The sequence below is a fragment of the Kitasatospora sp. NPDC003701 genome (genome assembly GCF_053587085.1).
In genome coordinates this window covers 1-24624 of record NZ_JBSFNM010000015.1, presented here as the reverse complement: position 1 = coordinate 24624, position 24624 = coordinate 1, and the positions used below count along the sequence as shown (strand labels likewise).

The following is a 24624-nucleotide window of genomic DNA, read 5'->3' as shown; positions in this document are numbered from 1 at the left end:
AGCCAAGTTCAACGGGCAACGACCCGATCCGACCGAGGGAGCAGCAACATGTACGTCGTCACCGGTGCCACCGGACAGCTCGGCCGACTGGTCGTCGAGGGCCTGCTGGCCAAGGTTCCCGCCGGCGAGGTGGCGGTGGCCGTCCGCTCCGCGGAGAAGGCCGCCGACCTTGCCGCCCGTGGCGTGACCGTCCACGTCGTCGACTACGACCGGCCGGAGAGCCTGGCGAGTGCCTTCGCGGCCGGTGACCGGGTGCTGCTGATCTCGGGCAGCGAGGTCGGCCGCCGGATCCCGCAGCACACCGCGGTGGTCGAGGCGGCGCGCGCCGCCGGCGTCGCGCTGCTCGCGTACACCAGTGCGCCCGGTGCGGCCACCTTCCGGCTGGCGGACGAGCACAAGGCCACCGAGGCGGCGATCCGCGAGTCCGGTCTGCCCTTCTCCTTCCTCCGCAACGGCTGGTACACCGAGAACTACCTGGGTGACGCGGCCGGCACGGTGGCGCGCGGCGTGGTGGTCGGCAGCGCCGGGCAGGGCCGGGTGGCCAGCGCCCCGCGCCGGGACTACGCCGACGCGGCGGTCGCGGTACTGGTCGGTGACGGCCACGGGGGCGGCCACGAGAACACGGTGTACGAGCTCAGCGGCGACGCCGCGTGGAGCCTGCCGGAGCTGGCCGCCGAGTTGGCGCAGGCCTCGGGCAAGCCCGTCGAGCACCGCGAGGTGACCCCGGCCGAGCACCGCGCGGTCCTGGTCGGCGCGGGCCTGCCGGAGGGTTTCGCCGAGGTCCTGGTGGACGTTGACGCGGGCATCGCGCGCGGCGAGTTGGCCGGTACTCCGGGCGACCTGGCCGGGCTGATCGGCCGTCCGACCGTCCCGCTGGCGGAGAGCGTGCGTACGGCGCTCGGCGCCTGACGCCCGGGGCCCGCCGGGAGCGGCCGCCGGGAGCGCCCGCCGAAAGCCGCCGGGTGCATCCGCCGGCGATCTCAGCGGCAATCCCGCCGGCGGTCCCGTGTCATGAGCAAAAAGCAAATACGGAGATGACAGCCTGCCCCCGCGCCCGCTACCGTCGGCTCGACATACGTGCGCGCGGAGGGCAGGCCGTCCATGGCAGAGACAACCCAGCAGGAGGCCGGCAGAGGCCTTTGGTACGGACTGGCCGCCTACGGGATGTGGGGGCTCTTCCCGCTGTTCTGGCCCCTGCTGGAGCCGGGAGCGGCCGACGACATCCTGGCCAACCGGATGGTCTGGTCCCTGGTCGCGGTCGTCCTGCTGCTGCTCGCGCAGCGGCACTGGAGCTGGATACGCCCGCTGCTGCGCCAGCCCCGCCGGCTCGCCATGCTGGGCGGGGCCGCCGCGGTGATCTCGGTCAACTGGGGCGTCTACATCTGGGCGGTCAACGCCGGCCACGTCGTCGAGACCAGCCTCGGCTACTTCATCAACCCGCTGGTCACCATCGCCTTCGGCGTGCTGGTGCTCAAGGAGCGGTTGCGGGTGGCGCAGTGGGCGGCCGTCGGCATCGGCGCCCTCGCGGTGGCGGTGCTGACCGTCGGCTACGGGCGGCTGCCCTGGATCGCGCTGACCCTGGCGCTCTCCTTCGCCACCTACGGGTTGCTCAAGAAGAAGGTCGGGCTGAGCGGGCTGGAGAGCCTGGCGGCCGAGAGCGCCTTCATGTTCCCGTTCGCCCTGGGGTACCTGGTCTACCTGGAGGTCTCCGGTCGCGGCACCTTCGGGCACACCGTGGCCGGTTCGTACGGCTGGGGGCACTCGGGGCTGCTGATGCTCAGCGGGGTGATCACCGCGATCCCGCTGCTCTGCTTCGGTGCGGCGGCGGTCCGGGTGCCGCTCACCGTGCTCGGGCTGCTGCAGTACCTGGCGCCGGTGTTCCAGTTCCTGATCGGTGTCGCGGTCTTCCACGAGTCCATGCCGCCCGCCCGCTGGGCCGGCTTCTCCCTGGTCTGGGCCGCGCTGGCGGTGCTGACCTGGGACGCGCTGCGCCGGGTACGGGCGGACCGGGTGGAGCGGGCCGCCGCCCTGGCCCGGAGGATCGCCGACGCCCCGGTCGTCGAGCCCGCCCCGGCACCGGCGACCACCCGCTGACCCGTCCGGGGCCCACAGCCGGGCCGGCCAGGGCCCAGGACGGCCCGGCCCCGGCCCCGGCCCGCTACGCGGTGATGTCCCGGCTGGTGAAGCGGGACCACGCGGCCGAGCCGAAGACGGCGACGTACGCGGCCTGCAACCCGAGGTTGTCCAGGACGCCGTCCCAGTACATCGGTTCGCGCAGCAGGTCCCCGAAGCTCAGCCAGTGGTGGGTGAAGAGGAACGGCTGGATCGCGTGCAGCTGGGGGAAGCTGTCGAGGATCTGGACGGTGATCACCAGGCCGACGGTGGCGGCCATAGCCGCGATGCCGCTGCCGGTGAGGGTCGAGATGAACAGCCCGATCGCGACCAGCCCGGCCAGCGAGGCGGCCACGACCATCGCCACCAGCACCGCCCGTAGCAGTGCCGGGCCGAGGCCGATCGTCTCCCCGGAGATCAGTGTGACCTCCCCGAGCGGGAACAGCGCGGCGCCGGTGGCGAGCGCCGCCAGGGCGACCGTCACCGTCGCCGCCAGGCAGAACACCAGTCCGGCGGTGAACTTGGCGGCCAGCAGCCTGGTCCGGCCGGCCGGCGCGACCAGCAGGTAGCGCAGGGTGCCGCCGGCCGCCTCGCCGGCCACCGAGTCGCCGGCGACCACGCCGACCGTCATCGGCAGGAAGATCGGCAGGGCCACGGCGAGCGCGGTGAACACCAGGAAGAGGCCGTTCTGCGTCACCTGCGCGATGAAGGCGGGGCCCTCGCCGCCGCGCGGCCCGTCCGTCTCGATCCGGACCACCACGCCGATCAGGACCGGCAGCACCGCCAGGATCCCCAGCAGCACCATCGTCCGCACCCGGCGGAAGGTCAGCAGCAGCTCGCTGCGGAACAGCGCCAGGAACCCGGCCGCCGTCTGCGGCCGCCGCCCGGTCACTCGCACCGCCGGCGCGCCCAGCGCGCCCTCTGGACCCACTGCGCCCTCTGCCCTCAGCGCCTCCGGCGCGCCCGGAGCCTCAGCCCGCGACATCGAAGCCCTCCCCGGTCAGCGCCACGAAGGCGTCCTCCAACGTGCCCCGCTCCACTCCGAAGCCGCGCACCCGTACTCCGGCCGAGACCAGTGCCGCACAGAGCTCCGGCAGGCCGTCGTCGGTCGGCGCGCCCGCTTCGCCGTCCACCCGTTCCTCGCTCACCAGCAGGTCGGAGACCCCGTGCGCCGCCAGCACCTCGGAGGCCAGGGCCACATCGGGGGTGCGGACCACCAGTCGGCCCTGGGCCCGGGCGGCCAGCTCGGCGACGGTGCCCTGCACCACCAGCCGGCCGCGCGACATCACCGCGGCGTGCGTGCAGACCTGCTCGATCTCGTCCAGCAGGTGCGAGGAGAGGAAGACCGTGGTGCCCTCGGCCGCGACCTCCCGGATCAGCGCCCGGATCTCCCGCATGCCCTGCGGGTCGAGGCCGTTGGTCGGCTCGTCCAGGACCAGCAGCTCGCGCGGCTGGAGCAGTGCCGAGGCCAGGCCGAGCCGCTGCTTCATGCCCAGCGAGTACGCCCGGGCCTTCTTGCCGGCCGCGGCGGTCAGGCCCACCCGGTCCAGGGCTTCGGTGACCCGCTGCCGGCGGGTGCGCGGGTCGGCGGTCGGATCGGCCGCGTCGAACCGGGCCAGGTTGTCCCGGCCGGAGAGGAAGCCGTACAGCGCCGGGCCCTCGATCAGCGCGCCGACCCGTGGCAGCACCGTGGTGACGGACTGCGGCATCGACGCACCGAGCACGGTGGCCACGCCCGAGGTCGGCGCGATCAGGCCCATCAGCATGCGGATGGTGGTGGTCTTGCCGGAGCCGTTGGGCCCGAGGAAGCCGAAGACCGAACCGCGCGGGACGGCCAGGTCCAGCCCGTCCACGGCGAGCTGACCGCCGCGGAAGCGCTTGGTCAGGCCCTGAGTCCTGATCACGTCATCGGTCGGGACCGCGCCGGAGAAGCCGGAGCCGCCGACGGCACCGACCACAGGAGCACCAGGAGCACCGGGCACACCGGGCGCACCGGGAGCAGAAGGAGCAACAGAAACAGCAGCAACAGCGGGAACGGCGGGAACGGCCGTGGGGGCCGGGTGCCCTGCGGCACCCCGCCCCCCGGCCGGCTCCGTAACGTCCCCCGTTACGGGAGCCCGGGTCACCTACTTCACCCCGGCCGCACTCTGCAGCACCGGCAGCGTCACCGCGCCCGCGAAGACCCGTCCGTCATCGGTGACCAGCACGTTCAGCACCTTGGTGCTGATCAGCGAGCCGCCCGCGACCGGCTTGCCGAGCGCCTTCGCCAGCGCCAGCGGGCTCTGCAGCGCGGCCGGGCCGCCCTTGCCGTGCCGGCCCTGCCCGCCCTCGGCCGGCGCCGTGACGTCGCCGGTGGGCAGCTTGGCGCTCAGCACCGCGGTCCAGCCCTCGCCGACCACGTTCAGACCGTCGACGGCGCCCGCCGCGTCCTTCGCGGCCTGCTCCGACGGAGCCGCCGGAGCCGCTGGCCCGCCCTCGGCCTTGCGCTCCGTCACCTTGGCGCCCTTGGGCACCGTGAAGTCGAAGGTCTTGGCGGCCGGCTTCGCGAACGACACCTCGGTGAAGTGGACGTCCAGCACGGTGCTCCCGTCGGAGCCCTTGACCACGACCGCGAGCGGCACGCCGTTGTCGGCGGCCACCGAGATCCGCACCTCGCCGATGGTCGAGCCGGACTGGGTGGGCTTCACGCTGAGCCGGTACGCCTTCTGCCCGGCCACGTTCGTCGTGCCGTCCACGGTGACGGCCGTGGTGCCCGCGCCCGCCGCCAGGAACTGCCGCGCGGCGTCCTGCGGGGTGGTCGGCACCCCGGTCAGCGGGGCCTTGCCCGGGTGGCCCCCGGGCCGGGCGCCCTGCGGGCCGGTCAGGTGGACCGCCTCGTTGGTGGAGCTGTCCCAGGCCCAGGCCTGGTCGCCGTTGTGGACCAGCTCGTACCCGGCCAGGTTCTCGATCAGGCCGATCCGCTGGCGGTCCGGTCCGTCCACCGCGACCCGCAGGGTGTGCGTGCCGTCGAGCAGCCCGGCCAGCTTGGCCTCCGGCGCGGCGGCGGACGACCCGCCGGACCCGGCGCCCGAACCGCCCGGGCCGCCCGTACCCGGACCCGAGCCGCCCGCGGCACCGATCCCGCCGCCGGCCGCGAGCAGCTGGCTCGGCACCCCGAGGTCGGCGGAGACCGAGACCGTCCCGGAGAGTGTCTGCGCCTGCGAGCCGAGCGCCTTCGCCACGAGCTGCTCCGCCGTCAGCGTCGGCAGCTCGGGCGGGGAGTCGTCGGCGAGCGCCGGTACCAGCCCCACCCCGGCGGCGATCACCGCCGCCACTGCCACCGGCACTGCCACCCGCACCGCGGTGCGCCGCCCCGAGCGGTAGGGCACGCCGCCGTCCTGGTGTCGTTCAGTCGTCGTGTCGTCCGTCATAGCGTCCAACCCCTCCGTAACCGTGACCGACTGCCTGTCTGCTCCATTACAAGGCCCCGGGGCGCCGGAGTCATCGCCCTGCAGGGCCAGATCGGGGTCGCCCTCGCGGTGCAGACGACCCTGATACGGCCTCAGGGTCGGCTCCTCCGGACGTACCGGAACTGGCGTAGGGTCGCGCCATGGACGCAACCTTCCCCCCGACTGCGAACGCGATGCGGCGCGCCCTGCGCCGTGCCCGGGACGGTGTCGCGCTGGACGCGGCCGAGGCTGCGGTGCTGCTCCAGGCCAGAGACGCGGACTTGGCGGACCTCTGTGCGAGTGCCGCCCGGGTGCGCGACGCCGGTCTCGCGGCGGCCGGCCGGCCGGGCGTCATCACGTACTCCAAGAGCGTCTTCATCCCGCTCACCCGGCTCTGCCGCGACAAGTGCCACTACTGCACCTTCGCGACCGTCCCCGGCAAGCTGCGCCGGGCGGCGCAGGGCACCGCGGGGACGCTGCCCGGGCGCAGCCACGGGATGTTCATGTCGCCGGACGAGGTGCTGGAGGTGGCCCGGCGCGGTGCCGAACTGGGCTGCAAGGAAGCCCTGATCACGCTCGGGGACAAGCCGGAGGACCGCTGGCCCGAGGCGCGCGAGTGGCTGGACGCGCACGGTTACGACGACACCATCGCCTACGTCAGGGCGATGTCCATCCGCATCCTGGAGGAGACCGGCCTGCTGCCGCACCTCAACCCCGGGGTGCTGAGCTGGACGGACTTCCAGCGGCTCAAGCCGGTCTCGGCCTCCATGGGCATGATGCTGGAGACCACCGCGACCCGGCTCTGGAGCGAGCCCGGCGGCCCGCACTACGGCTCGCCCGACAAGGAGCCGGCCGTCCGGCTGAGGGTGCTGGAGGACGCCGGGCGCAGCTCGGTGCCGTTCACCAGCGGGCTGCTGATCGGCATCGGCGAGACGTACGAGGAGCGCGCGGAGTCGCTGTTCGCGCTGCGCCGGATCTCCCGCGCCTACCACGGCATCCAGGAGCTGATCCTGCAGAACTTCCGCGCCAAGCCGGACACGGCGATGCGCGGCATGCCCGACGCCGAGCTGGACGAGCTGGTCGCCACCGTCGCCGTGGCGCGGCACATCATGGGCCCGGCCGCCTGCCTCCAGGCGCCGCCGAACCTGGTGGACGGCGAGTACGAGCGGCTCATCGGTGCGGGGATCGACGACTGGGGCGGCGTCTCGCCGCTGACGCCCGACCATGTGAACCCCGAGCGCCCCTGGCCGCAGATCGACCGGCTCGCGGAGCACTCGGCGGTGGCCGGGTTCGAGCTGCGCGAGCGGCTCGCCGTCTACCCCGAGTACGTCCGGCACGGCGAGCCCTGGCTGGATCCGCGGGTGCTGCCGCACGTCCGGGCGCTGTCCGACCCGGAGACCGGCCTCGCCCGCCCGGACGCCGTGGTCCAGGGCCACCCCTGGCAGGAGCCGGAGGACCTGCCCGCCTCGTACGGGCGGACGGACCTGCACGCCACCATCGACACCGAGGGCCGCACCGGCGACCGCCGGGCCGACTTCGAGGACGTGTACGGGGACTGGCAGGTGCTGCGCGAGCAGGTGCTCGCCAAGGGCGCGCCCGAGCGGCTGGCCGGCGATCTGCGCGGCGCGCTCGCGGTCGCCGCCGACGACCCCACGCGGCTGACGGACGACCAGGCGCTGGCGCTGTTCCACGCGGACGGTCCGGCGCTGGACGCGCTCTGCCGGATCGCCGACGACGTGCGCCGTGCCGCGGTCGGCGAGGACGTCACCTACTGCGTCACCCGGAACATCAACTTCACCAACGTCTGCTACACCGGCTGCCGCTTCTGCGCCTTCGCCCAGCGCCGCACCGACGCGGACGCCTACACCCTCTCGCTGGAGCAGGTGGCCGACCGGGCGGCGCAGGCCTGGGACGTCGGCGCCACCGAGGTCTGCATGCAGGGCGGCATCCACCCGGACCTGCCCGGCACCGCCTACTTCGACATCGCGCGCGCGGTGAAGGAGCGGGTGCCCGGCATCCACGTGCACGCCTTCTCGCCGATGGAGGTGGTCAACGGCGCGACCCGGACCGGCCTCTCCATCCGCGACTGGCTCCAGCAGGCCCAGGCGGCAGGCCTGGACACGATCCCGGGCACGGCCGCCGAGATCCTGGACGACGACGTCCGCTGGGTGCTCACCAAGGGCAAGCTGCCCGCCGCGACCTGGGTGGAGGTCGTCACCACCGCGCACGAGCTCGGCATCCGCTCCTCGTCCACGATGATGTACGGGCACGTGGACACTCCCGCCCACTGGCTGGGGCACCTGCGGCTGCTGGCGGAGATCCAGCAGCGCACCGGCGGTTTCACCGAGTTCGTGACGCTGCCGTTCATCCACACCAACGCCCCGGTCTACCTGGCCGGCATCGCCCGGCCCGGGCCGACCGCGCGGGACAACCGGGCGGTGGTCGCGATGGCGCGCCTGCTGCTGCACCCGCACATCCCCAACATCCAGACCAGCTGGGTGAAGCTGGGGGCCGAGGGCGCGGCCGAGATGCTCCGCTCGGGCGCCAACGACCTGGGCGGCACGCTGATGGAGGAGACCATCTCGCGGATGGCCGGTTCGGCGTACGGCAGTTACAAGTCGGTCCGGGACCTGAGGGCGATCGCCGAGGCGGCCGGGCGCCCGCACCGGCAGCGCACCACCACCTACGGCGAGGTGCCCGCCGAGCGGCTGGCCGCGGCCCTGGCCTCGGACGGCCATCTGCCGGAGCTGCTGCCCGTCCTGGACTAGCCACCGGCGCGCAGGGGGCGGAGCGGCGACCAAGACGGCCTGCCGGGTGCTCGCACCCGGCAGGCCGTCGGCGTCCGGCGGCGCCGGGCCCGGTCCTAGCCGACGAGCAGCTGGCTGCGCAGGTCGCGCAGGTCCTGCCGGTCCAGGCCGAGGCCGGACTTCAGGTAGCCGTCGAAGGAGCCGTACTTCTTCTGCACCTCGTCGAAGCCGGCGGCGAGGTACTCCGCCCGGACCTCCAGCAGCGGCTTGTAGACGGCCTGGTAGGCCGGCGGCAGCTGGGCCAGGGTGGCGGCGTTCTCGGCGGCCCGGTAGGTGTTGCTGGCCAGGTAGTCGGCCTCGACGCTCTCGCGCGGCACGCCGAGGGCGGTGAGCAGCGCGGCGGAGGCCCAGCCGGTGCGGTCCTTGCCGGCGGTGCAGTGGAAGAGGACGTTCTCGTCGTCGCGCTCCACCAGCGAGTTGAGCACGGAGTGGTACGCCGTCCGGGCGCTGTCGGCGGAGACCATGGTGCGCTCGGCGTCGGTCATCGCCTGGACGGCGGCCTGCGGGGTGGTGACGTTGAAGGCGCCGGTGTCGGCCACGCCGAGCACGTTGGCGTTCACGGCGGTGGCGCCGGCCGGGAGGCGGTCCGGGGCGGTCTTCTGCTCGGCCGGCGTGCGCAGGTCGAAGACGGTCCGGATGCCGAGGCGGCGCAGCTTGGCGAGGTCCGGCTCGGTGAGCTTGGAGAGGTCGCCGGAGCGGTACACGACGCCCATCCGCACCCACTGGCCGTCGGCGGTGCGGTAGCCGCCCGCGTCGCGGAAGTTGGGGGCGGAGGCGAGGTGCAGCGAGCGGTCGGCGACGACCAGCGGCGCACCGCGGTCCGGGACCAGCTCGAAGTACCAGCGGTCGGCGGCACCGAGGCCGGTGACCGTCACGGTGGCGGTGCCGGCGCCCTTGGCGACCGCCTTGCGGTGGCGGATGTCGTCCTGGTCCGTGCCGGCGTAGACGGTGACGCCCCGGGCGCCGGGGGCGGTCCAGGTCAGCGTGAAGCCGCCGTCGGCCTGCTGGGTGACGGTGGCGGCGGTGAAGGGGATGGCGTGCGCGGTGTGCCGGGCGGCGGCCGGGGCGGGGGAGGCGGCCGGGGCGGCGACGGCGAGCGCCGGGGTGCCGAGGGCCAGCGCGCCGGTGAGCGCGAGTGCGGTGGCCAGGCGGGTGCGGGAGATGGTCATGGCCCGGCACGGTAGGCAGTCCGGGGTGGTCGGCCGTGGCCTGCGCGTGGCGCCGTGGCAACATTTTGTTGAAGTGCTGGTGTTCGAGGGAATCGCTCGACTTGTTCGGCCATTCGAATACAGTGCGAGGGCGCGCGACCGGCCGTGCGTCGCGCGGCCCGATTCCCGGACGAAAGGCACCCCGTCGTGATGCCACTGTGGTCACGAGCCCAGCAGCAGGACTTCCGCAGCCGGGTGCGGGGCTGTCTGCTCGGCGGTGCGATCGGCGACGCGCTCGGTGCGGGCATCGAGTTCGACTCGCTGGAGAAGATCCGTGCGGCGCACGGCCCGCGCGGGGTGACCGGCTACATCCCCGCCTACGGGCGGCTCGGGGCGGTCACCGACGACACCCAGATGGTGCTCTTCACGGTCGACGGGCTGATCCGCGCCCACATCCGGCGGGACACCGGCAGCTGGCACCCGCCCACCGACCTCCACCTCGCCTATCTGCGCTGGGCCGCCACCCAGCGGGACTGGGGCCCGGACGAGCGCCGGGCCGACCTCGGCTGGCTCGGCCGCGAGGAGTGGCTGTACGCCCAGCGCGCCCCCGGCCAGGCCTGCCTGTCCGGCCTCTCCGGCCCGGACGCGGACCGCCTCGGCACCGTGGAGGTGCCCAAGAACCCGCACTCCAAGGGGTGCGGCACGGTGATGCGGGCGGCCCCGTTCGGACTGCTCACCACCTGGGAGCCGAGCCTGGTGTTCCAGCTGGCGGTGGAGTGCTCGGTGCTGACGCACGGCCACCCCAGCGGGTACCTCTCGGCCGGCGCGTTGGCGGTGATCGTCCAGACGGTGGCCCGCGGCGGCACCCTGGAGGAGGGCGTCCACCTGGCGCTGGCCCTGCTCTCCGAGCGGCCGGCGCACGAGGAGACCACGGCGGCGCTGCGGGCGGCGCTGGACGCGGTGCGGGCCGGGGAGCCGTCGGCCGAGCGGGTCGAGGCCCTGGGGGAGGGCTGGGTCGCGGAGGAGGCGCTGGCGATCGGGGTGTACTGCGCGCTGGTGGCCCACGACGTGCGCTCGGGCCTGCTGCTGGCGGTGAACCACTCGGGGGACAGCGACTCCACCGGCGCGATCTGCGGCAACCTGCTCGGGGTGCTGCACGGGGACAGCGCGCTGCCGCCCGGTCTGGTGGCCGCGCTGGAGGGGCGCGGCGCCGTGCTCGAACTGGCCGACGACTTCGTCCTGGAGCTGATGCACGGGCCGGAGCTGCACGGCCGGGACACCCCGGAGGGCGCCGCCTGGGCGGCCCGCTACCCGGTGCTGAGCTGACGGTCCGCCCGGTCCCGGCCCGCGCGGGGGCTGTCGGGTCCGCCCGGTCCGCCCCGCCCGGCCGCCCGTTCGGGGCCCGGACACGTAGGTGCCCGTAGCGGCGCCCGCGGCCCCGGGGGAGGGCGGCGGACACCGCTACGGGCAACTGCGCCGAGAACGGTGCGGTGGCTCAGAAGCCGCCGAACACCCCTGCTCCGGCATCGACGGCGAACGCCTTCCAGGCCTCGGCCGAGAAGTGCAGCTGCGGGCCCTGCGGATCCTTGGAGTCCCGTACCGCGACGGCGTCCGCAGCCGGCGTGGCAATCTCCACACAGGCGCCGTTGCCGCCGCTGTGGGTGCTCTTGCGCCAGATCGTCCCGTTCTCGAAGGTGGTGCTCATGCGTGGTATCCCTCTTCAATCGTGGCTATCAGTGACCGGCTCTCGGCCACCCCGAGCGCCGCTGCCCGCAGGTGGTCGTAGAGACTGGTATAGCGGCGCACGTCGGCGTCCTTCTCCAGGTAGAGATCGCTCGTCACCCCTTCGAAGTAGACAACCGTGGAATCGGCTGACTCGGGGAACTCCAGCAGGGAGAATGTCCCGGTCATGCCGGGGTGGGCGCCGTGAGAGAACGGGATCACCTGGATCGTGATGTTCGGGCGCTGGCTCAGCTCCAGCATGTGCTTCAGCTGATCGGCCATCACCGCCCGGTTTCCGACCTCGCGGCGCAGGACCGCCTCGTCTATGACGGTCCAGAGACTGCCCAGCTGGTTCTCGCCGTTGACGCGGTCCTGGCGCTTCATCCGGACCTGCACCCGCCGCTGGACGGAGAGCGCGTCGGTGTCCGGCTGGGTGCCCTCGACCACGGCCTGCGCGTACAGCTCGGTCTGCAGCAGCCCGGGGACGAACGAGGACTCGTAGGCGCGGATCGAGGAGGCCTCGGCCTCCAGTCCGATGTAGACGCTGTACGGGGTCGGCATGTCGTTGAAGTCGTGCCACCAGCCCCGCTGGCGGGACTCCCGGGCCATCTCCATCAGGCTGGCCCGCATGGACTCGTCCGTCACGTTGTAGACGTCGCAGAGGTCGCGCACGTCGCGCTGGCTGATGCTGCGGCGTCCGTTCTCCAGCCGACTGATCTTCGACTGGGAGACCATCAGCCGGCCGGCCACCTCCTCCGCCGTCATGGCCAGCCCCTCGCGCAGTTTGCGGAGTTCGGAGCCCAGGCGCCTGCGGCGCACGGTGGGGTTGATGTTCGCGGACACGTCGACCTCCGGCCGGACCTCTGGTGATCGTTGGAACGGCAGTCCTCGGAACACAGTGGAAATTGGGACCAACCCCCCTGACTTGGAGCAGCATGCCACCTTGGATCAGGTCGGCGCCGGGGAATCGCAGGAGCGCAGTAGAACACATCATCGGAAAAGCGCTTCGGCGAGACAGCGGGCGTCCCCGAGTGGTAGGGCGGCATCGCGGCTCGATCCGGTAGTGCTGCGGTGGCGGTGCGGTGGGTCGTACGGGCGCGGTGTGCGCCCGTACACGTGCTGGTGGCACATGCTCGGGCGGGCGGGACAGGGCTCCGCCGAGGTGCCCCGGCCGCCCCTGCGGGGACGGCGGAGGGGCGGCCGCCCGGCGACTTCCGTCGCGGGCGACCGCCCCTTCTTCCTGCTGGTTGCTCACCGCCGGGTGGCGGCGCGAGCGGTGCGGCGTGCGCCGTCCCGCACGCTGCCCCGGCCGGGCCCGGGCGGTGCTCCGGTCGCGCCCGGCAGCGCGGCGCGGTGGTGCGGCAGGTGGTGCGGTGCTTCGGGTGGTGCGGTGTGCCGGAGTGCGGTGCTCCGCGGTGCGGCCGTGCGGTCGGTGCAGTGCGGAAGGTGCAGGTGTGCAGAGGGTGCTGCCGTGCGGCCGCAGGCGGTGCCCGGCCCGTGGTGCGCCGGTGTCAGCGGACGCCGACGCGGGGCGCCGTGACCCGGCCGCCGCTCCCACTGCGGCCCGCCGCACGCGGGCCGGGTCGGTCCGCGCCGATCGGAGCGCCGCCGCCTTGGGATGAACGGTTCTGCTGCGACGGCAGGCCGTTCTGCACGTCCATCACGGCGTGGGCGACCATCCCGCCCAGCGGGTCGTAACGGATCAGGTCCCGCAACCGTGACCGCGAGGACCGTCCCTCGTTGCCCGGGTACAGATGCTTCCCCAGACCCACCGAATGGGCTAGGGCGGCCAGTGCGGCCGTCCGCGGGTCCGGCGGTACGCCGGTGCGGATCGCGGTGTCCAGCCGCTGCTTGATCGCGGCGTTGGTGCAGTCGTCGGACGCCTGGTAGCGCGTCGTCGGCAGCACGCCGCACATCTGGCCCGGCACGGCCGTGACCATGCCGCACCTCTCCAGGTGCGCCAGATACGTCTGCCTGAGCCCCAGTCGGGGCCCGCCGATCCAGTGCGCCGCGCGAACCGGGCTGCCGCGTCGGCGCAGCAGTTCCAGTGCGTGGTCCAGGGTCGGGTCGCCTGTCGGCCGTGGCAGTACCACGGCGATCCGATCGCCCTCCGGGACGATCCGTCCGGCCAGGGACAGCTCGACGAGCTGGGCCCCGGCGAGTCCGAGGTCGAGGGTCTGCGGCTGCGCCGTGGTACCCGTGGTCGGGTCCAAAGCGAGCAGCAAGAGTTCCTCGGGAACAGTTCTGCGGCTCTTGCCCATCCAAGCCTCCCCGCGTGGATGAATGACAGCGTGACGCCTCTCACACGGGCTTGTCGAGTACGCCTCCGAATCGTGACCTTGCAGCGGGGGCGGGGAACCGGCGGAGGCAGGCCCGGCGTCTGATCGGTGAACGGACCGCGGTGCGGCCGTGCGGCGGCAATAAGCGCCGGTCGGGCGGGGTGTGGGCGACCGGAACGGTCGCCGGTGGCGGAGACTGTACAGGTACACGGGGCGGGGCGTCGGCTTCCCGAAATCGGGTCTGCCGGTGCCCCGCCGGGCGTTGAGGAGGCTGGGTTACGTGGGCGAGTCCCCCGACAGGGTGCTGCGGGACGGCGAGCGGAGGCGGGAGCGGGACGAGGAACGGAGCGGTGTCGTCGCCGATGCCGCTGCGACGGCGCCGGCCGTGGAGCCGGCCGAGCCGGAGGACGCCGCCGCCGTGACGGACGCCGCCGTGACGGATGCGGAGGCCGGTGCCGACGCTGCTCCGGACGCCGCCTCCGAGCCCGCCGCTGCTTCCGCGGAGCCCGCTTCCGAGCCTGCTGCCGAGCCGGTTGCCGAGCCCGTTGCCAAGCCGGCCGACGATGCTGCCGGTGCGACGGCCGGTGCGACGGCTGGTGCGGCGGGCGGTGCGACGGCCGGGCCCAGGGCGGGATCCACCGTCCACCTCCGCGTCCGGGATGTGGACACCAGGACCACCATGCTCCGCCTCCCCGTGGACAACGCGACCACCGCGCTGCGGCTGCCCGAGGAGCTCCGCACCCCGGCGGGTACCGGTGCGGGCCAGGGCGGTCCGGCGGTGGAGCCGTCGGTCGACGCCCCCGCCGAGAGGCCCGAGCGCCCGACCGGCCCCGACCCGCGTCTCGCCATGCGGACGGGTGCGGCGATCCCCGGAAAGCCCTCGGCCGAGCCTGCGGCGCCCGCCGAGCCGACCGAGCCCGCCGAGCCCGCCGAGCCGACCGAGCCCGCCGAGGAGTCGAAGGGCACTGCGGAGCCGAAGAGTCCCGAGCCCCCGAAGGCTCCCGAGCCGCCGCAGCCCGCGGACGCGGCCCGGCAGACCGGGCCGGCCGAGAAGCTGGAGAAGCCCCGGGCCCTGCGGGCACCCGGCTCGGGCACCGTGCCCGAGCCCGTTCCCGAGCCGCACCCGGCGCCCCGGCCCGTCCCCGAACCGGAGCCGGTGCCCGATCCGGAGCCCGCCCCGGCCCCGAAGCCCGCCCCGAAGCCGGTGCCCGCGCCGGTCCCCGAGCCGCTCCCCACCCCCGACCCCCGGCCGTTGCCGCCCGCGCCGCCGCTGCCCAGGCCCGAGCCGCTGCCATCCCCTGAGCCGCTGCCAGCCCCCGAGCCGGCGCCCGCTCCGGAGACGACGGCCGAGGCGATGCAGGTGCTGGCGGCGCTCAACGCCCGCCCCGTTTCGCCGCTGCGCCGCGCGCTCAAGCGGATCACCATCTGGACGGTCTTCCTGGCCGTCGTCCTCGGCGCGGTGGTGGTCGCGCAGCTGCTCCGCCCGCTGCCGGACGCCAAGGTGAAGCTGACCACCGCGGGCAGCTTCAGCTTCGGCGGTGACCCGCTCGACCTGGCCTGGCCGGCCAAGGGCCAGTCGGCCGCCGAGGTGGTCGGTGTCGGCAGCCTCGGCAGCTCCGGCCCGGAGACCCCGGCCTCGATCGCCAGTGTCACCAAGGTCATGAACGCCTACCTGATCCTGCAGTCGCACCCGCTCAAGAAGGGGGAGAGCGGCCCGAAGATCACCGTCGACAAGCAGGCCGCCCAGGAGTCCGGCAACGTCGACGAGTCCAGGGTCACCCTCACCGAGGGCCAGCAGCTCACCCAGTACGAGGCGCTGGAGCTGCTGATGCTGCCCTCGGCCAACAACGTGGCCCGGTTGCTGGCGCGCTGGGACGCCGGCTCGGAGGACGCGTTCGTCAAGAAGATGAACGACACCGCCGCCAAGTTCGGCATGGCCAACACCACCTACACCGACCCGGCCGGCTTCAGCCCGGACACCAAGAGCACCGCCAAGGACCAGCTGAAGCTGGCCGAGCAGGTGATGCAGGACGCGATCTTCCGGCAGATCGTCTCGACCCCGGACACCACCTTCAACAACCAGAAGATCTCCAACACCAACACCCTGATCTCCCCGAAGAACGGCATCATCGGCGTCAAGACCGGCTCCAGCACCCCGGCCGGCGGCTGTCTGATGTGGGCCGCGTACAAGGAGATCGGCGGGGTGAAGCGGCTGATCCTCGGTGTCACCCTGGGCCAGCCGGCGACCACCGCCGAGCCCAGCATCCTCAAGATCGTCCAGAACGTCAGCGCCAAGCAGATCCAGGCCGCCCAGAACGGGCTGACCGGTCAGACCCTCGCGAAGCAGGGCGACGTCGTCGGCCGGATCGACGACGGGCTCGGTGGCACCGTCCCGGTCGTCGCCACCAAGGAACTCACCGCCGCCGGCTTCCCCGGCATCAGCGGCACCCTCACCCTGGACCCGGCGAAGATCGGCCACACGGCCAAGGCCGGCACCCAGGTCGGCGTGCTGAGCGTGGGCGCGGGCGACAACAAGGTCGAGGTCCCGGTGGCCCTCCAGGCCGATCTGGCGCCGCCGTCCATCCTGTCGCGGCTGACCCGGATGCTCTGACCGGTACGCCCCACCCCGCACCTCCCACCGCTACGCGCGAACCCTGATCACCCCTCGGCGGGGGAACCGGCCATCGGTTCCCCCGCCGACGCGCGTCAGCCGGTCCGGGGCCCGTTCGAGCCACCGTCGTTCGGGCCGCCCTCGTCCGTGGCGACTCCGGTCGCACCCTCCCCGGTCGCACCCTCCCCGTCCGCAACCGTCTCGCCCGCCTCGGCCGCGTCGAGCCGGGCGCCGCCCCAGACGCCGGGCTCGGTACGGGAGCCCAGCCAGTGCGCGACCGTCTCCTCCTCCGAGATCACCCGGCCCAGCGCGATCGCCAGCGTCAGTCCGGTGAACATCACGATGAGCCAGGAGAGACCGGTGAAGACCACCCCGTACGGTCCGAACTGCGTCACGCTGTGCGCCATCGCGCGCGGCAGGTAGACCCGCGCGGCGATGCCCAGCCCGGCCACCACCACCCCGCAGAGCAGGGCCCCGGGCAGCAGCGGCAGCCAGCGCACCCGGCCGACCAGCAGCAGGTGTTGCGTCCACCACCAGAGCGCCGTGGCATCGAGGAAGGTCAGCGGCACCCCCAGCCAGGCGCCCAGGCCGAAGCCGTCCCGTACCGGCGTCTGGAACACCAGGCAGACCAGCCACACCAGCAGCCAGACCAGCCAGCGCCAGGCCACCACCCGGGACCCCGACTTGGGCAGGTCCCAGCAGCGCTCGCAGACCCGCTGCATGGCCCGGCTCAGCGTCGTCGCCGACACCAGTGTCACCAGGGCGCCGAACACGCCGATGGTGGTCTCCTGGTCATGGCTGGTCTGCAGCATCTGCTGCACCGACTGCTGCGCCGCGCCCTCCAGCCCCAACTCCTTGCGGAGCGAGCGCACCACGCCCTCGCGGACCGCGGCGGGGGTGAACACCGCCACCACGAAGAGCGCGGGCAGCGCGCTCAGGAACGCCTGGGCGGCCAGCCGGGTCGCGCAGTCCAGGAGGTTCACCCGCAGCAGCTGGCCGAGCGCCCGGCCCACCAGCGGCACCTGCTCGGGCAGCCCGCGCGCGAGCCGGGCCAGCTCCGCCGACCGCTCCTTCAGCCGGGCCACCCGTCCGGCCGGGTGCTCGCTCACAGGCGTCCTCCTGGGGCATGTCCCGACCGTGGGCGGGTGGGCCGCCGGGGGCGCCCTCGTCACCGTGCTCCATGGTCACCCGGTCGCCGGACGGCCGCATCCGCTGCGGCGGCCTGCCCGGCACCCGGGCGGGGCTCAGCCGGTGGTGCCGTCCAGCAGCGCGAGCGTCACCCCGCCGAGCGGCATCACCCGGTCGGGCGGGCCGTACCTCGCCCGGAGGGCCTGCGCCTGCTCCGGGGGCACGGCGGACAGCGGCTCGGTGGTGTCCCCCAGGACGAGCAGCCAGGTCCGCTGCCCCTGCCCCAGGCACGCGGCCGGCTGCGGACAGGCGGTCGGGAAGAGGTCCTGGGCCGCGAGGGCGCTGCGCTCGACGAAGACCGGGAACGGCCGGACGTCCTCGGGCAGGTAGTAGGAGACACCCTGCTCGACCATCGCCCAGCTCTGGTCGCCGAGCGGAGTCGCCAGCCCGTCCCCGGGCCGGTAGCCGGCCGTGATCAGATCGGCCGCCGCCCGGTACGGCTCGCGGGAGAAGGAGTGCGAGCCCGCGTACCGCACCGAGGACTGCTTGGGCAGCGCCACCAGGGCGGGCACCGCGACCAGCCCGAGGGCGAGCAGCGCGCCCGCGGCCCGGACCTGCCGCGGCGTCCGGCTGCGCCGCGCGGCCGCCGCCACCGTCGTGTAGACCGCCTGCACCCCGCCGCCGGCCAGCGCCGCCCAGGCCGGCACCGTGAAGAGCAGGTAGCGCTCGACGAAGTACGAGGTGCTGCCGTGCGACACCAGCCAGACGCCGACCACCGGCAGCACCGCGAGCAGCAGCAACTGGAGCGAGGCCTGGCGGCGCCCGGGCAGCACCAGCGCGAGCAGGCCCAACAGGACGAAGGTGTGGAACACCGGGGCCGAGCCGAACAGCGGCTCACCGAAGTGCCGCAGCTGGTAGAGCGTCGGCGTGCCGATCCAGCCCAGCTGCCGCCCGGACTGCCGGCTGCCCAGCAGCACCACCGGCAGCACCGGCAGCGCCGCGACCAGGACGGCCAGCGGGTACTGCCAGAACAGTCGCCGCTCCACGGCTCCGCGCGTCCGCCACAGGTGCAGCAGCACCACCGCCAGCTGGCCGGCCAGCGTCGCGAACGAGATCAGATGGCCGACGCCCGCCACCGCCATCGCCGCGCAGTACGGTGCCCAGCGCCGCAGCGCCGGCCGCTCCAGCGCGCGCAGCAGGAACCAGGTGGCCGCCGCGACCGCGCAGGTCACCAGGGCGTACGAGCGGGCCTCCTGCGCGTACCGGGAGATCAGCGGCACCACGGTGAACAGCAGCCCGCCGCCGATCGCCGCCACCCGGCCGCCGAACAACCGCTGCGCGGTGAGCGCCACGAACGCGGCCGCCCCGGCCATCGCCAGCACGGAGGGCAGCCGCAGCGCGATCGCGGAGTCGCCGAACATCGACGTCCAGCCGTGCATCAGGAGGTAGTAGGCGCCGTTGCTGGCGTCGATGTGCCCGAGCAGCCCGAGCAGATCGCCGAGCGGGCGGGTGGCCACCGTCCAGGTCGCCACCTCGTCCCGCCAGAGTTCGGGCGTTCCGAGCCGGTAGCCACCGACGCAGAGCATCGCCAGCGCCGGCCAGAGCCACACCTGTCCCAGGGCCCGGAGGACCGGGTTCCGCCGGCCGGCTGATGTCATGGTGGAGCGCCTCGTCCTTGCGGTGGTGCGTTGTTGCAGGCGTGCCGGGGCCGGCGCGGACGCCAACGCCCCGCGCCGGGAGGCCGGTTCGCTCCAGGCTACTGGAGCAGGATGTGACGCACCGTCGCCGGGCACCATCGGCATGCTTCCCATGATCCCACCTTGTCGTACACCATTCGCACGCGGACTCCCCGGCTCGCTGCCGCGCCACCGACGGCCCCGCCCCGGTCGACGGCCCGCCCGACCGACGGCCCGACCCGGCGTGGCCGCGCCCCGATCCGCTAGGCTGTCAGCGGTCGGCCGGTGCTCCTCGCACCACGCGCGTCACGCGCGTATCCCGACCGCGAACGACCCCGCCTCAGTAGCTCAGGGGATAGAGCACGGCTCTCCTAAAGCCGGTGTCGCAGGTTCGAATCCTGCCTGGGGCACAACGAACGCGCAGGCCGCAGGCCCTCCGCCCATCCGGGTGGAGGGCCTGCGGCGTTCCTGCGCACCTCGTCGGCCGGACGGTCGCGGTTCCCGCATCTCGGGGCGCCGTCACGGGGTTCTCGTGAGGGGACCGCCCGGGCGTGCGGAGCGCTGTGGGCGTCCCCCCGTGATCGGTCCGGAGATCGGCGGGGGCCGCGATCGCGCGAGCCGGCGCCGGCCGTCGGAGCGGACGGTGCCGTCGGCCCTCCGTCCGGGCCCGTCGGGGCGTGACGGTCCGTCTGGGGCACGCGTGCCCGGCGTCCGGAGAGCGGTGGCCGCGCCGTGCGTGACCGCCCCGCGTCGGAGCGGTCGGGGTCGGCCGTACCGCTCGGGGAGGAGGGGTGCGGCCCGGGGTCGGCCCCGGGGGTGATCAAGGAAGCTGGATCGCGCCGACGGGGGAGGCCCGCTGGTCGCCCTGGCCTCGATCATGATCCTGACGGTGCATCACGGCCGGTCGGGCGGGTCGAACCCGAGGAACGATGGCGACGTACCGGCACACCGTGGCCGAGCTGCGTGGACAGTTCCGGCCGGAGCGCCGTCGCCGAGGTGGGCCCGGCCGACATCCGGGTGGACGGGGGCGCGGCGCAGGCCCGAGCTTCTCGGTGGCGATCGCCGACCTGGTGTCGCGGCCACCCTGGTGGTGAGCGTCGGCGAGCGGGCCCGGGAGATCGGCGTGCGGCGGGCGATCGGGATGTCCCGGCAGCAGCGGCGCCGGATGCTCCCGCTGGAGGCCGTCCTGCTCTCGCTTGCCGGGGCCGGCGGCTAGCGGACCGCGCCGTCCGGGCGGTCGGTGGCCTCCTCGAAGGCCGGGTCGTAGGGCGCGGGGGCGACCGGGGAGACCAGGACGCGCTGGACCCTCGGCCTGGTCCGCCAGTTGACCCGCCGGATGTCCCGGGCCAGCGCGCCGGGCCGCCGGAGTTCGACGGCGAGGGTGACCGCGCCCAGGACGACCCCGGCGGCCAGCCACCCGCCCAGCACGTCGCTCGGCCAGTGGACGCCGAGGGCGATCCTGGTCCAGCCGATCGTCAGTACCGTCAGCGCGGCGACCGAGCAGGCGGCGATCCGCCCGCCGCGCGAGCTCCGGTGCCAGACCAGCCCGACCAGGACGGCGCAGGTGATCGCGGAGGCCATCGCGTGCCCGGACGGAAGGGCCGGGCCGCCGGCGTGCGAGACCGGGTCGGTGAAGTGCGGCCGCGGGCGGTCGAAGGAGAGCTTCAGCACCCACAGGAGGCCCCAGCCGATCAGGGTCTGTGCCGCTGTCCAGCAGGCCAGTACCCGGGCCCCGATCAGCCAGAGCCAGACCGCGGCCGCGCCGAGCAGCGTACGCATGGTGATCGTGCCGCCGATGTCGGAGACCATCTGTATCGAGGCGACCCAGACTCTTCGGCCCCGGGCGTCGCTGTGCAGGCTGTCGGTCCACCCCTGGTCGAGGTGGGCCAGTGGGGACCAAGCGGTCTGCACCAGGGTGGCCAGGACGGCGAACAGCACGGCACAGCCCACCGCGAGCGCCGCGTGCCGGAGCAGGTGGCGGTTACGCGGGGTGAGGGAGGGCGAGCTGTTGGTCAGGTGCATGGCTGACACCTTCCCAGTGTGTTGTGCTGATCGGACGCCGGGGCGATAGCGATTTGGCATCTTTTGTGCGGAGAACCTGCGTGCGCCGGGGCGCGAGCGCGGGCGGCTTCGGGGTGCGGACGTGCTGCGAGGGGTGGTTCGGGCCGGGCGGTGCGGGAACGCGAGCGGCTGCCGGCGGGTTCACAGAAGTGAAGAGCGTGCAAAGGAGCGGGTCGGCGGCTCGGGCGCCGGCGTCCCCGGGCTCGGTCGGGGTGTCGCCCGGCCGCGGGGCCGGGCTGTGGCGGTCGCTCCCGACCGGTCACCCGGCCGACACCTGTGGTGCCGGAGCGGTCACCCTCCGTCCAGGATCGCGGTGAAAACCGGCAGGATACTGCATCGCTGGAAGAATCTGAGCGACTTGGGAATGTTGTCCGGAATCTGTTCGTTGGATCGTTACGTGTGAGCCCCTCGGGGCCCGCATTTCTTGCCCTCTCGGGGGCAGGCAGGCAGACCTCGGCAATACCAGCAAAGGGAGCAAGCATGGCCACCCGTGCCGTCGTTCGCGACAGGGCCGACCGGACTCGCGCGGCCCGCCCGACCAACCTTGAGGCCGACCGTGACCTGGTCGGCATGTACCTCGACGAGATCGCCAGGACACCCCTGCTCGATGCCGCCGAGGAGGTCGAGCTCTCGCTGCGGATCGAGGCCGGCGTGTACGCCCAGCACCTGCTGGAAGAGGCGGAGCTCCCCAAGGGCGTCAAGCGGGAGGAGCTGGAGGCGATAGCCGAGGACGCCGAGCGCGCCAAGGACGTCTTCATCCGCTCCAACCTCCGGCTCGTGGTCGCCGTCGCGCGGCGCTACCCGCGCAGTGGCCTCCCGCTGCTGGACCTCATCCAGGAGGGCAACGCCGGCCTGGTGCGTGCGGTGGAGAAGTTCGACTACGCCAAGGGTTTCAAGTTCTCCACCTATGCCACCTGGTGGATCCGGCAGGCGATCACCCGGTCCATCGCCGACCAGTCGCGCACCATCCGGCTGCCCGTCCACCTGGTCGAGGAGCTGGGCCGGATCCGGCGGGTCCAGCGCGAGAAGTCCAAGGAGCTGGGCCGCGAGCCCGAGCCGGCCGAGATCGCGGCCGAGCTGGACACCACCGAGGCGCGGATCAAGGACGTGCTGGACTGGGCGCGCGACCCGGTGAGCCTCAACATGTCGGTCGACGACGAGGGCGAGACCCAGTTCGGCGACCTGGTCGAGGACACCGGGGCGACATCCCCGGAGGACGCCGTGATGGTCATGCTCCGCCGCGAGGAGCTGGACGGTCTGATCGGGCGCCTGGACGACCGGACGGCCTCGATCATCCGGTCGCGGTACGGGATGGAGGACGGGCGGGAGCGGACGCTCACCGAGGTCGGCAAGCAGCACGGGCTGACGCGTGAGCGGATCCGCCAGATCGAGAAGCATGCGCTGGCCGAGCTGAAGCGGATCGCCGACCACGCGGGCTTCGAGGCCGCCTGAGGCCCCCCGGGTGCGGTCGGCCGCCGTGTGCGGCGCCGGTGACCGCGGCGCCGGTCACTGTCGTGGGCCCCGGTGCGGACTGCTCCGCACCGGGGCCCACGTGCGCGCCGGGAGGGCGGGCGGAATCGGGGCGGGGAGCCTCTAGGCTGGAGGAGTGGACGATGTGCGAGACGGAGGCGGGCCGGTGAACGAGCAGCAGCCCGGGCAGGACAGTGTGGACGCGACGGACGCGACGGCTGCCGCCGCGGCCGTGAAGACGGCGGGTGACGCCAAGACCGCGACCGGCGGTACCGAGGCGGCGGCGAAGGCCCGGCTGGTCTTCCGCGACCCGCTGGACCAGCAGTCCCGCGACGACACCGACGCCGGTTGGGGCGGGCGCCCGGGAGCGGGGGAGAGCGGTGCGCGGGGGCTGGACTGGTACCTGAGCCAGCGCCCGCCGCACCACGGCGACTGACGGCGAGCCGCTCAGCGCTGCTGCGTGACCAGCGCGTCGCGGATCTCGGTGAGCAGGAGGACCTCCTTGGCCTCGGCCTCCGCCTGGACCTCGGCGAGGCTCTTGCGCCGGGCGGAGTACTTGGTCATGGGCAGGATCAGGCAGAAGTAGACGACGGCTGCGGTGATCAGGAACTGCAGGAGGGCGCTCAGCACCGAGCCCCACAGGATGAGGATGCCGGCCGTGACCTCGCCGGTCGCGCTCACCTCGCAGGGGCCCTTGAGGCAGGAGCTGTACGAGGCCAGGTCCTTGGCTCCGAAGGCGCCGACGATCGGGTTGATCACGCCCTTGACGAAGGCGTTGATGACGTTGGTGAATGCCGCGCCGATGACGACGGCGACGGCCAGCTCGACGACATTTCCACGCAGAAGGAACTTCTTGAAGCCATTCATGCCGCGTGAACGACGAAGTCGTTGACCGGTTACGGGTGATCTTCAAGGTCGCTCGATTGACAACCCGTCCGGCCGACCGGCGCGGCGTCCGGCGGGGACAGGCCCGCCCGCGCGGGCCCGAAGGCCAGCACCGCCGCCAGTGCCAGCAGGAGCAGGGCGGGCACCCCCGGCCGGTGTCGGAGGGCCCGGCGGAGCCGGTGGAAGCGGCCGCCTCCACGCCGGATCGGCGGGAAGGGCGGCACCTCCCGCCGCGGTGGGACGGCCGGCGCGGGGAGCGGCAGCGGGAACGGGAGGGGGAGGCTCGTGGTCGACATGGGCACCGCCGGTGGTCGCAGGGCGCCGGCCCGAGAAGCGGGTCGGCTCTTCCGATCCACACTCTGAGCGGCCCGCGAGTTCGGCGGAAGCGCTTTCCCCAGGCCTGTGGACAACTCGGCCCTGTGGACAACTTCGTACCCCCGTGCGGGGCAATCGCCTCGCAGCAGGTTGACCGCCGGAGCAGGTTGATCGCCGCAGCCGGTGGACGCCGGGCCGCCGGGACGCCGAGACGCCGGTCGAGCCGGCCCACCCGAGCCCGAGCCGACCCCGAGCCCGACCCAGACCCCGACCCCGCCCGTACCCGGGCATGCGAAAGGCCCGCGGGTCGCGCACCGGCGCGGGCCCACGGGCCTTCCGAAGTCTGGACTCAGCCGGCCGGCTTGGCCGCCGGAGCCGGGCTCGCCGCGGGGGTCGAGCCGCCCGAGGACGAGGTCGAGGCCGCCGACGAGGACGAGCTCGACGAGGTCGAGGCCGACGAACCGGTGCCCACCGAGCTGCTGGACGACGAACGGCTGTCGGTGCGGTAGAAGCCGGAGCCCTTGAAGACCACGCCCACGGCCGAGAAGACCTTGCGGAGTCGTCCCTGGCAGTCGGGGCACGTGGTCAGCGCCTCGTCGGTGAACTTCTGCACCGCCTCCAGGCCGTTGCCGCACTCGGTGCACTGGTACTGGTACGTGGGCACTTGTCTTCCTCCTGGCACTCTCGCCTGATGAGTGCTAACGATGGTCAATGATGCGGCATTCCGCTGGATCAGTCCAGCGACTCGAATGTGAGATGAGTCGGGGGCGCGCCGAAGCGGCCGGTCCCACCCCGGGCCCGGGCCCGGCAGGGACCGGCCGGAACGGGCCCGCGGCGACCGCGAACCCCGCCCGCCGCGAACCCGCCCACCGCGCGACTCCACCCGGCGCCGCGCCGCCGCGCCGCCGCGCCGCCGCGCCGCCGCGCCGCCGCGCCGCCGCGCCGCCGCGACGCCGCGCCGCCGCGCCGCCGCGCCGCCGCG

Annotated in this window: 20 protein-coding genes and 1 tRNA gene; 9 read left to right on the top strand and 12 right to left on the bottom strand. The window is 73.8% G+C overall.

Annotated elements, in window-relative coordinates; genetic code table 11:
• The first annotated feature begins 48 nt into the window (after positions 1–48).
• Positions 49–909 (top strand): SDR family oxidoreductase, encoded by an 861-nt coding sequence (locus ACWDRR_RS16470; RefSeq protein WP_449772877.1) that lies wholly within the window; start codon positions 49–51, stop codon positions 907–909.
• Between the two features lie 192 nt (positions 910–1101).
• On the top strand, positions 1102–2094 hold the full coding sequence (rarD, locus tag ACWDRR_RS16465) for an EamA family transporter RarD (protein ID WP_449772876.1): 993 nt from the start codon (positions 1102–1104) through the stop codon (positions 2092–2094).
• Between the two features lie 64 nt (positions 2095–2158).
• Here the strand turns inward: rarD and ACWDRR_RS16460 are convergent, their stop codons facing one another.
• The 3 genes from ACWDRR_RS16460 to ACWDRR_RS16450 all read right to left on the bottom strand — a co-directional run bounded on the left by ACWDRR_RS16460 (position 2159) and on the right by ACWDRR_RS16450 (position 5522).
• Positions 2159–3097 (bottom strand): ABC transporter permease, encoded by a 939-nt coding sequence (locus ACWDRR_RS16460; protein WP_449772875.1) that lies wholly within the window; start codon positions 3095–3097, stop codon positions 2159–2161.
• Positions 3084–4070, bottom strand: coding sequence for an ABC transporter ATP-binding protein (locus ACWDRR_RS16455; RefSeq protein WP_449772874.1), 987 nt, complete (start codon positions 4068–4070; stop codon positions 3084–3086). Before ACWDRR_RS16455 ends, ACWDRR_RS16460 begins: the two co-directional genes overlap by 14 nt.
• A 168-nt stretch (positions 4071–4238) precedes the next feature.
• Complete coding sequence (locus ACWDRR_RS16450; protein WP_449772873.1) at positions 4239–5522, bottom strand: LolA family protein; 1284 nt, start codon at positions 5520–5522, stop codon at positions 4239–4241.
• 179 nt (positions 5523–5701) lie between these two features.
• On the opposite strand from ACWDRR_RS16450, the gene ACWDRR_RS16445 reads away from it, so the two are divergent.
• Complete coding sequence (locus tag ACWDRR_RS16445; protein WP_449772872.1) at positions 5702–8308, top strand: bifunctional FO biosynthesis protein CofGH; 2607 nt, start codon at positions 5702–5704, stop codon at positions 8306–8308.
• Between the two features lie 95 nt (positions 8309–8403).
• On the opposite strand, the gene ACWDRR_RS16440 is transcribed toward ACWDRR_RS16445, so the two are convergent.
• On the bottom strand, positions 8404–9516 hold the full coding sequence (locus tag ACWDRR_RS16440; RefSeq protein WP_449772871.1) for a tyrosine-protein phosphatase: 1113 nt from the start codon (positions 9514–9516) through the stop codon (positions 8404–8406).
• 189 nt (positions 9517–9705) lie between these two features.
• Here ACWDRR_RS16440 and ACWDRR_RS16435 point away from each other — a divergent pair, with 189 nt between their 5' ends.
• Positions 9706–10821, top strand: a complete 1116-nt coding sequence (locus tag ACWDRR_RS16435; RefSeq protein ID WP_449772870.1) for an ADP-ribosylglycohydrolase family protein — start codon at positions 9706–9708, stop codon at positions 10819–10821.
• A gap of 169 nt (positions 10822–10990) precedes the next feature.
• On the opposite strand, the gene ACWDRR_RS16430 is transcribed toward ACWDRR_RS16435, so the two are convergent.
• The 3 genes from ACWDRR_RS16430 to ACWDRR_RS16420 all read right to left on the bottom strand — a co-directional run bounded on the left by ACWDRR_RS16430 (position 10991) and on the right by ACWDRR_RS16420 (position 13478).
• The gene (locus ACWDRR_RS16430) at positions 10991–11200 is read right to left on the bottom strand and encodes a DUF397 domain-containing protein (RefSeq protein WP_449772869.1); all 210 of its coding nucleotides are present in this window, start codon (positions 11198–11200) and stop codon (positions 10991–10993) included.
• A complete protein-coding gene (locus tag ACWDRR_RS16425) occupies positions 11197–12060 on the bottom strand; it encodes a helix-turn-helix domain-containing protein (RefSeq protein WP_449772868.1) in 864 nt (287 codons plus the stop codon). The genes ACWDRR_RS16430 and ACWDRR_RS16425 overlap by 4 nt, the downstream gene beginning before the upstream one ends.
• 668 nt (positions 12061–12728) lie before the next feature.
• A complete protein-coding gene (locus ACWDRR_RS16420) occupies positions 12729–13478 on the bottom strand; it encodes a GOLPH3/VPS74 family protein (RefSeq protein WP_449772867.1) in 750 nt (249 codons plus the stop codon).
• A gap of 298 nt (positions 13479–13776) precedes the next feature.
• On the opposite strand from ACWDRR_RS16420, the gene ACWDRR_RS16415 reads away from it, so the two are divergent.
• Positions 13777–16107 (top strand): D-alanyl-D-alanine carboxypeptidase, encoded by a 2331-nt coding sequence (locus tag ACWDRR_RS16415; RefSeq protein ID WP_449772866.1) that lies wholly within the window; start codon positions 13777–13779, stop codon positions 16105–16107.
• 95 nt (positions 16108–16202) lie between these two features.
• On the opposite strand, the gene ACWDRR_RS16410 is transcribed toward ACWDRR_RS16415, so the two are convergent.
• Both ACWDRR_RS16410 and ACWDRR_RS16405 read right to left on the bottom strand, forming a co-directional pair.
• Positions 16203–17216: a YhjD/YihY/BrkB family envelope integrity protein gene (locus ACWDRR_RS16410; RefSeq protein WP_449772865.1), complete on the bottom strand. Its 1014-nt coding sequence runs from the start codon at positions 17214–17216 to the stop codon at positions 16203–16205.
• Between the two features lie 135 nt (positions 17217–17351).
• Positions 17352–18893 (bottom strand): glycosyltransferase family 39 protein, encoded by a 1542-nt coding sequence (locus ACWDRR_RS16405; RefSeq protein WP_449772864.1) that lies wholly within the window; start codon positions 18891–18893, stop codon positions 17352–17354.
• A gap of 355 nt (positions 18894–19248) precedes the next feature.
• On the opposite strand from ACWDRR_RS16405, the gene ACWDRR_RS16400 reads away from it, so the two are divergent.
• Both ACWDRR_RS16400 and ACWDRR_RS16395 read left to right on the top strand, forming a co-directional pair.
• Positions 19249–19321, top strand: a tRNA-Arg gene (locus tag ACWDRR_RS16400).
• Between the two features lie 467 nt (positions 19322–19788).
• Positions 19789–20127 (top strand): FtsX-like permease family protein, encoded by a 339-nt coding sequence (locus tag ACWDRR_RS16395; protein WP_449772863.1) that lies wholly within the window; start codon positions 19789–19791, stop codon positions 20125–20127.
• On the opposite strand, the gene ACWDRR_RS16390 is transcribed toward ACWDRR_RS16395, so the two are convergent.
• Positions 20124–20933, bottom strand: coding sequence for a phosphatase PAP2 family protein (locus tag ACWDRR_RS16390; RefSeq protein ID WP_449772862.1), 810 nt, complete (start codon positions 20931–20933; stop codon positions 20124–20126). The two genes, ACWDRR_RS16395 and ACWDRR_RS16390, sit on opposite strands and share 4 nt — an antisense overlap.
• A gap of 519 nt (positions 20934–21452) precedes the next feature.
• Here ACWDRR_RS16390 and ACWDRR_RS16385 point away from each other — a divergent pair.
• Positions 21453–22424: a sigma-70 family RNA polymerase sigma factor gene (locus ACWDRR_RS16385; protein ID WP_329489273.1), complete on the top strand. Its 972-nt coding sequence runs from the start codon at positions 21453–21455 to the stop codon at positions 22422–22424.
• Between the two features lie 184 nt (positions 22425–22608).
• A complete protein-coding gene (locus ACWDRR_RS16380; protein WP_449772861.1) occupies positions 22609–22878 on the top strand; it encodes a hypothetical protein in 270 nt (89 codons plus the stop codon).
• Between the two features lie 11 nt (positions 22879–22889).
• On the opposite strand, the gene mscL is transcribed toward ACWDRR_RS16380, so the two are convergent.
• Together mscL and ACWDRR_RS16370 are read right to left on the bottom strand one after the other, a co-directional pair.
• Entirely contained in the window at positions 22890–23309 is a 420-nt protein-coding gene (mscL, locus tag ACWDRR_RS16375; RefSeq protein WP_449772860.1) for a large conductance mechanosensitive channel protein MscL, read from the bottom strand.
• A gap of 682 nt (positions 23310–23991) precedes the next feature.
• Positions 23992–24306, bottom strand: a complete 315-nt coding sequence (locus ACWDRR_RS16370; RefSeq protein ID WP_449772859.1) for an FmdB family zinc ribbon protein — start codon at positions 24304–24306, stop codon at positions 23992–23994.
• Positions 24307–24624: the final 318 nt, after the last annotated feature.

Bases quoted from the DNA above. Each gene is read 5' to 3' on its own strand.
- ACWDRR_RS16470 (WP_449772877.1), top strand. From the start codon at position 49: ATGTACGTCGTCACCGGTGCCACCGGACAGCTCGGCCGACTGGTCGTC.
- rarD (WP_449772876.1), top strand. From the start codon at position 1,102: ATGGCAGAGACAACCCAGCAGGAGGCCGGCAGAGGCCTTTGGTACGGA.
- ACWDRR_RS16460 (WP_449772875.1), bottom strand. From the start codon at position 3,097: ATGTCGCGGGCTGAGGCTCCGGGCGCGCCGGAGGCGCTGAGGGCAGAG.
- ACWDRR_RS16450 (WP_449772873.1), bottom strand. From the start codon at position 5,522: ATGACGGACGACACGACGACTGAACGACACCAGGACGGCGGCGTGCCC.
- ACWDRR_RS16445 (WP_449772872.1), top strand. From the start codon at position 5,702: ATGGACGCAACCTTCCCCCCGACTGCGAACGCGATGCGGCGCGCCCTG.
- ACWDRR_RS16440 (WP_449772871.1), bottom strand. From the start codon at position 9,516: ATGACCATCTCCCGCACCCGCCTGGCCACCGCACTCGCGCTCACCGGC.
- ACWDRR_RS16435 (WP_449772870.1), top strand. From the start codon at position 9,706: ATGCCACTGTGGTCACGAGCCCAGCAGCAGGACTTCCGCAGCCGGGTG.
- ACWDRR_RS16430 (WP_449772869.1), bottom strand. From the start codon at position 11,200: ATGAGCACCACCTTCGAGAACGGGACGATCTGGCGCAAGAGCACCCAC.
- ACWDRR_RS16420 (WP_449772867.1), bottom strand. From the start codon at position 13,478: ATGGGCAAGAGCCGCAGAACTGTTCCCGAGGAACTCTTGCTGCTCGCT.
- ACWDRR_RS16405 (WP_449772864.1), bottom strand. From the start codon at position 18,893: ATGACATCAGCCGGCCGGCGGAACCCGGTCCTCCGGGCCCTGGGACAG.
- ACWDRR_RS16395 (WP_449772863.1), top strand. From the start codon at position 19,789: ATGATCCTGACGGTGCATCACGGCCGGTCGGGCGGGTCGAACCCGAGG.
- ACWDRR_RS16390 (WP_449772862.1), bottom strand. From the start codon at position 20,933: ATGCACCTGACCAACAGCTCGCCCTCCCTCACCCCGCGTAACCGCCAC.
- ACWDRR_RS16385 (WP_329489273.1), top strand. From the start codon at position 21,453: ATGGCCACCCGTGCCGTCGTTCGCGACAGGGCCGACCGGACTCGCGCG.
- mscL (WP_449772860.1), bottom strand. From the start codon at position 23,309: ATGAATGGCTTCAAGAAGTTCCTTCTGCGTGGAAATGTCGTCGAGCTG.